This is a genomic window from bacterium, assembly GCA_036524115.1.
Taxonomy (GTDB): Bacteria; JAUVQV01; JAUVQV01; order JAUVQV01; family DATDCY01; genus DATDCY01.
In genome coordinates, this window is the sequence record DATDCY010000275.1 from 1 (window position 1) to 5,874 (window position 5,874).

Below are 5,874 nucleotides of genomic sequence, written 5' to 3' on the forward strand. Positions count from 1 at the left end.
GGCGGGAGGGCGGCTCCGGACGGCGCCGCCGCGGAGGCGGCGGGCGGTCTCACGGGCAGACGCGCCGACGCCGGCTCCGCATCGGCGGGAGCCGGCCACGCCTCGCGCAGCACACCGAGCGCGGCGCCCGTCCGCAGCGACCGCACGTCGATCGCCACGAGGGGACGACTTCCGGGTTCCACCGTCGTGAGGAGCAGCAGGTCCGCACCGGCAGCCGCGCCCAGCTTGCGAAGGGTTTCCGCGTCGGCCGCCACCGCCTGCGGCGTCGCCCCCAGCCCCGCGAGCGAGGGGGCCCAGGCCGGCTCGTCCACCAGGGTGAACCTGCCCGACTCCCCGACGCGGCCGAGCAGCGCGAGAGCGAGCGGTCCGGCCTCCACGCCCGGGGCGGAACCGGAGATCGCGAGCAGCGCCCGCAGCCGCCGCGCCGACATCCGGACGCGGTCGCCGGCGGCGACGGCCGCCGAGCCGGCCGCCTCGACCTTCCCGCGGGACCAGGTGTCGCGGACCTCGGTCAACCGCAGGTAGCCGAGGTCCGTCTCGAAGGTCCCCAGGACCTGCTTCGTCACGGGATGCACCATCTCGGCGCCGGGGCGATAGAGCTGCAACTCCATCCCGGGGCGCATGAGATCCTTCTCGGCCAGGTCGACGAAGACCTCGCCCCCGCCGGCGGAGACAACGTACCCCTGGGCCGGCGGGAACATCGCGACGAGGCCCTGCGCCAGGGCGAGGGCCGTCCGCTGATAGGGATCGGTGACGCCCGACGGGGCGGGCGCCGCCAGGGCGCCGGGGCCGGCCGCGGCGACGACGACGAGCGCCACGAGAGAACCGCTGACCATGCAGCGCAACGCACGCATTCTTGAATCCCCCTTGCACCGCGCAGGGCTAGCGCGGCAGCCGGATGTCGTACTGCTTGATCTTCTTGGCGAGCGTGTTGCGGTTGAGCCCGAGGAAGTCGGCGGCCTCGGTCTGGACGAAGTCCGTCTTCTCGAGCGCCGCGCGGATCACGATCTTCTCCACCTCGGCCATCAGCCGCTCGTGGATGTCGCTGCGCCGCGTCCAGTGGCCGGTGCGCTCGACGGCGCGGATCCAGCCCGCGACGTGTTCCTCGAGCGCGTTGCCGAGACTGACGGTGCTCTTGCCGGAGCCCTGTTTCTTCGCTGTCATGCCGAGACGATCGCGCCGTGTCCTCTTTGGTGCGCATCTGACTCCACGGGAAAGTCGTTGTCAAGTGCGGCGCGCGCGCTTATCCTCGCCGCCATGGCCATGCCCACGCTCCGCCAGCACGGCGAGCCGCCCGCGTGCCCGTTCTGCGGCGCCGCGCTGCCGCGCCCGAGGAAGCGCGCGGACACGCTGTCGTTGCTGCCCGGCGGGCGCTGCGCGTGCGGCGCCACCTTCGTGGTGGATCCCACGGGGCGCAACGGCGGGGACGCGCTGCTCGAGGCGCTGGCCGACGCCTGCGGCGGCGACCGGGCGCGCAGCAACTTCCTCGTGCCGGGGCGTGACTACCAGGACTTCATCGAGAACTACGACACACAGCTGCACCGCTGGATCAAGGGCGTCCGCGGCTACCGGCGCGGCATGGCCCGGCTCTACCTCGTCAAGCTCCTCCCCGCCCCTTCAGGAGAACAGTCAGGATCGACACGGCCGCCGGCGTGACGCCCTCGACGCGCGCGGCCTGCCCGAGGGAGGCCGGCCGCACCGCGGCGAGCTTCTCGCGCACCTCGTGCGAGAGCCCGGGGACCGAGGCGTAGTCGAATCCCGTCGGGATCCGCCGCCGCTCCTGCTCGCGAAAGCGCGCCACCTCCGCCGCGGCGCGGCCGATGTAGCCCTCGTAGCGCGCCTGCACCGCAGCCTGGAAGACCACGTCCTCCGGAAGCTGCGGAACCTCGCCGTGCAACGCGCACAGCCCGCGCCACTCGATCCCCGGCCGGCGCAGGAGCGTCCAGAGCGTCGCGGGCTCCGCGATGGGCGCGGTGCCGAGCGCGGCGAGACCGGCGTTCACCGCCCCGGACGGCGCGAGCCGCGCCTCGCGCAGGCGGCGGATCTCGGCCTCGATCGCGTCGCGCCGCGTGCAGAAGCGCGCCCAGGCGTCGTCGCCGACGAGGCCCAGCTCGCGCCCGCGGGCCCGCAGGCGCAGGTCGGCGTTGTCCTCGCGCAGGAGCAGGCGCCACTCCGCGCGCGAGGTGAACATCCGGTAGGGCTCGCGCGTGCCGCGGGTGACCAGGTCGTCGACGAGGACCGCCAGGTACGCCTCCGAGCGATCCGGCAGGAACGGCGGGCGGCCCTGCACCTGGCAGGCGGCGTTGACCCCCGCCCAGATTCCCTGCGCCGCCGCCTCCTCGTAGCCCGACGAGCCATTGACCTGGCCGGCGAGGAAGAGACCGCCCACGGCCTTCGTCTCGAGCGTCGCGGCGAGCTGGGTCGGTTGCACGAAGTCGTACTCGACGGCGTAGGAGGGACGCATGATCTCCGCGTGCTCCAGGCCGGGGACGCTGCGCACGAGCTCCTGCTGCAGCTCCAGCGGCAGGCAGGTGCCGAGCCCCTTGGCATAGACCTCCTCGGTGTCGCGCCCCTCCGGCTCGATGAGCACCTGGTGGCGCTCCTTGTGGGCGAAGCGCATGACCTTGTCCTCGAGCGAGGGGCAGTAGCGCGCGCCGACACCGGTGATCGCGCCCGCGTACAGCGGCGAGCGCGCGATGTTCCCGCGCAGCAGCCGGTGCGTGGCCGCCGTCGTCCACGTCAGGTGGCAGGGCAGCTGCGCCGGCGCGAAGGCGTCCGGGTCGGCGTCGAAGGAGAAGGGCCGGGGCCGCTCGTCCCCCCGCTGCTCCTCCATGCCCGAGAGATCGAGGCTCGCGCGGCGCAGGCGCGGCGGGGTGCCGGTCTTGAGGCGGCCGACCTCGAAGCCGAGGTCCCGGAGTTGCAGCGCCAGCTCCGTGGCGGACTCCTCCCCCGCGCGCCCCGCGCCGGTACGCCACTCGCCGATGTGCACGACGCCGTCGAGGAACGTGCCGGCCGCGAGCACGACGGCCCGCGCGCGCAGGCAAAGCCCCCCCGCCAGCTCGACGCCGGCCACGCGGACGCCCGGGCCGCCGGGCCGCCCCTCGAGCAGCAGCCGCTCGACCCGTCCCTGGCGCAGGTGCAGCCCCGGCTGCCCCTCGAGGAGGCGCTTCATCGCCAGCCGGTAGGCCTGCCGGTCGTTCTGCATGCGCGTGCCGCGCACAGCGTCGCCGCGCGAGGCGTTGAGGGTCTTCGCGTGGATGCAGGTGGCGTCCGCGAGTTTCCCCATGGCGCCGCCGAGCGCGTCGATCTCGCGCACGAGCTGTCCCTTGCCGAGGCCGCCGACGGACGGGTTGCAGGCCATGAGCGCCATGGTGTCGAGGCTCAGGTTCAGGAGCAGCGTCTCGCAGCCCATGCGGGAGGCCGCGAGCGCGGCCTCGCAGCCGGCGTGGCCGGCGCCGACGACGATGAGATCGAAGGAGCCCGCTTGACATTCCGGCATGCGCGGATCGTACCATCTGCCCATGTCCGTGCGCACCGACCATCCGGCGTTCTGGGATGACCGGAAGGACTATTACGATTTCAAGTCGTATCTGCGGAACGTCTTCGGCGCGCGCGTCGCCAAGCTGCCGATCGACGCGGGCTTCACCTGCCCGAACCGCGACGGGCGCAGCGGGACGGGCGGATGCATCTACTGCGACGGGCGAGGGTCCGCGCTGCGCCGGGCGGGGCCGCTGCCGTCGGTGACGGCCCAGCTCGCGGCGATGCGCGAGCGCTACCTGCGCCACGGCGCCGAGCGTTTCATCCCCTACTTCCAGACCTTCACCAACACCGACGCGCCGCCGGCGCGCCTGCGGGCGCTCTGGGACGAGGCGGTCGGCTTCTCGCCCGACGTCGTCGGCCTCGCAGTGGGCACGCGGCCCGACTGCGTGCCCGACGAGACGCTCGACCTGCTCGCCGGCTACCGGCGGCGGACGCGCGTGCACCTGGAGCTCGGTCTGCAGTCGGCGCACCCGGCCACCCTCGCCCGCATCGGCCGCGGCCACGCGCGCGAGCAGTTCGACGACGCCGTCCGCCGGGCCGCGGCGCGGGGCCTCGAGGTCGTCGCGCACGTGATCCTTGGTCTGCCTGGCGAGACGCCGGCGATGATGCGGGAGACCGCGCGCGCCCTGGCGACGCTGCCGATCGCGGGCGTGAAGATCCACGCGCTGCTGGTGCTCGAGGGGACGCCGCTGGCGGACCAGTGGCGGCGCGGCGCGGTGGCCCTGCCCGATCTGCCGGCGTACGCCGGCTGGGTCGCCGACTTCCTCGAGCTGCTGCCGCCCGCGGTGTTCGTCGAGCGCCTCACCGCGGACGGTTACCGCGACATCCTCCTGGCGCCCGACTGGAGCCGCGCCAAGCTCGCCGTGCTTCAAGCCATCGAGGCCGAGCTGGCGCGGCGCCGCTCCCGGCAGGGGGCACGCGCCGACCGGGCCGCAACCTCCCGCACGCCGCCGGTTTGACGCCGCGGCGCCGCTGGTGTATCTCGGGACCGTGATGACTCTCCGTCCCCTGCGCCTGGCGCCCGCGTCCGCAGTGCTGCTCCTGGCGCTCGCCGGGGCCGCCCGCGCCGGGGAGGCCGACGCGCTGATCGACCGCGTGCTCGAGGCACACGGCGGGAAGGCGGCCCTCGCGAAGGTCCGCTCCTATCGGATGGAGGGACGCATCACCTCCGTCATGCAGGGCACCGGCTCGTTCGTACGCACGTTCGCCCGGCCCGACCGCCTGCGGGTCGTCCTCGACTACCCGGGGCGGCCGGAGACGCGCATCCTCGACGGGGCCAGGGGCTGGCGCTCCGGCGGCGAAGGGCACCTTGCGCCCGAGCCGGTCGAGGGCTTCCTGCTCGGCTCGATGATCGTGCAGGCGGGCCGCGCGAATCTGCCCTGGCTGCTCGATGAGCGGCGCGCCGAGGCGAAGCTGCTGCCCCCCGAGCACGGCGGGGCGCTGCAGGGGATCGCGGTGCCGCTCGGCCCGGGCATGAAGGTGACGGCGTTCGTCGATCTGACCTCCGGGCGGATCGTCCGCTCGCAGGGCGATCTCGACGTGCCCGGGATGCAGACCGGCTTCGTGACGGAGTACTGGGACTACCGCAGCGTGGACGGGGTGCTGTTCCCGTTCCACGAGGGGAATTTCGCCTCCGGCCGCAACACGGGGGCGACGATGGTCTCGAAGATCACGGTCAATCCCCCGCTGACCGACGCCGACTTCCGTCCGTAGGCGTCGGCCGCTGATAAGGGGCCGTCTGCGGCGTTGCACTCCTCGCGCCTGCCTGCGGCGGGCACCAGCCCGCCTCGGCATCCGCCTCGTCGCCCGCCTTGCATCTGGACCCTTCTCGGCAGCCTGCCGATCATGAATGCGATCAGCAAGTCGGCTTTGGGCCAGAGCGGGGGCGGGGCGGTGACGGGCGGACGCATGGTGGAGCGCGAGGGAACCGCAGCGACCGGACTGGAGCGGCCCGAAGGGCGAAACCTGTTGTCTGAGCCCCGCAGGGGCGAGTTACAGGTTTCGAGCGGAAGGCCGGACGAGCTGCGGTCGAGCGCGTAACGAAGCGGCCGCACGGCGCCGCCCCGCCCCCGCGGGCCCATGCACAGCAGTGAGACGGAAGCGACCAGGCGCCCGCGCGCCGGGGCCCGACACGGAACCCTGCGCCGCGAACTCGTCAGCCCCGCAGATGCTCGGCGATCAGGCCCAGCAGGACGAGGCAGGCGGTGTCCGTGCGCAGCGCGCGCGGGCCCATGCCGACGACCGCGAACCCGTGCCGCTGCAGCAGATCCAGCTCGAAGGGCACCCAGCCGCCCTCGGGCCCGACCGCGAGCAGGACCCGCGCCGGCGCCCGCC

General features: G+C 73.9%; 7 protein-coding genes. 3 read left to right on the forward strand and 4 right to left on the reverse strand.

The features are described from left to right. The coding region (locus VI078_13095; protein HEY6000218.1) for a hypothetical protein at positions 1 to 854 on the reverse strand (854 nt) is incomplete at its 3' end. 28 nt (positions 855 to 882) lie between these two features. Then, on the reverse strand, positions 883 to 1,164 hold the full coding sequence (locus VI078_13100; GenBank protein ID HEY6000219.1) for a helix-turn-helix domain-containing protein: 282 nt from the start codon (positions 1,162 to 1,164) through the stop codon (positions 883 to 885). A gap of 93 nt (positions 1,165 to 1,257) precedes the next feature. On the opposite strand from VI078_13100, the gene VI078_13105 reads away from it, so the two are divergent. After that, entirely contained in the window at positions 1,258 to 1,656 is a 399-nt protein-coding gene (locus tag VI078_13105) for a hypothetical protein (protein ID HEY6000220.1), read from the forward strand. Here VI078_13105 and mnmG read toward each other — a convergent pair. Further along, entirely contained in the window at positions 1,598 to 3,499 is a 1,902-nt protein-coding gene (mnmG, locus tag VI078_13110; protein ID HEY6000221.1) for a tRNA uridine-5-carboxymethylaminomethyl(34) synthesis enzyme MnmG, read from the reverse strand. The two genes, VI078_13105 and mnmG, sit on opposite strands and share 59 nt — an antisense overlap. Before the next feature lie 22 nt (positions 3,500 to 3,521). Here mnmG and VI078_13115 point away from each other — a divergent pair, with 22 nt between their 5' ends. Next, positions 3,522 to 4,499, forward strand: coding sequence for a TIGR01212 family radical SAM protein (locus VI078_13115; GenBank protein HEY6000222.1), 978 nt, complete (start codon positions 3,522 to 3,524; stop codon positions 4,497 to 4,499). Positions 4,500 to 4,533: 34 nt separating this feature from the next. Beyond that, complete coding sequence (locus VI078_13120) at positions 4,534 to 5,253, forward strand: hypothetical protein (GenBank protein HEY6000223.1); 720 nt, start codon at positions 4,534 to 4,536, stop codon at positions 5,251 to 5,253. A 442-nt stretch (positions 5,254 to 5,695) separates the two neighbouring features. On the opposite strand, the gene VI078_13125 is transcribed toward VI078_13120, so the two are convergent. Continuing rightward, complete coding sequence (locus tag VI078_13125) at positions 5,696 to 5,854, reverse strand: RsmE family RNA methyltransferase (GenBank protein HEY6000224.1); 159 nt, start codon at positions 5,852 to 5,854, stop codon at positions 5,696 to 5,698. Positions 5,855 to 5,874: the final 20 nt, after the last annotated feature.

What these genes read in the sequence shown, in the direction of transcription:
- VI078_13120 (HEY6000223.1), top strand. Translation starts at nt 4,534, where the DNA reads ATGACTCTCCGTCCCCTGCGCCTGGCGCCCGCGTCCGCAGTGCTGCTC.
- VI078_13100 (HEY6000219.1), bottom strand. Translation starts at nt 1,164, where the DNA reads ATGACAGCGAAGAAACAGGGCTCCGGCAAGAGCACCGTCAGTCTCGGC.
- VI078_13105 (HEY6000220.1), top strand. Translation starts at nt 1,258, where the DNA reads ATGGCCATGCCCACGCTCCGCCAGCACGGCGAGCCGCCCGCGTGCCCG.
- VI078_13115 (HEY6000222.1), top strand. Translation starts at nt 3,522, where the DNA reads ATGTCCGTGCGCACCGACCATCCGGCGTTCTGGGATGACCGGAAGGAC.
- mnmG (HEY6000221.1), bottom strand. Translation starts at nt 3,499, where the DNA reads ATGCCGGAATGTCAAGCGGGCTCCTTCGATCTCATCGTCGTCGGCGCC.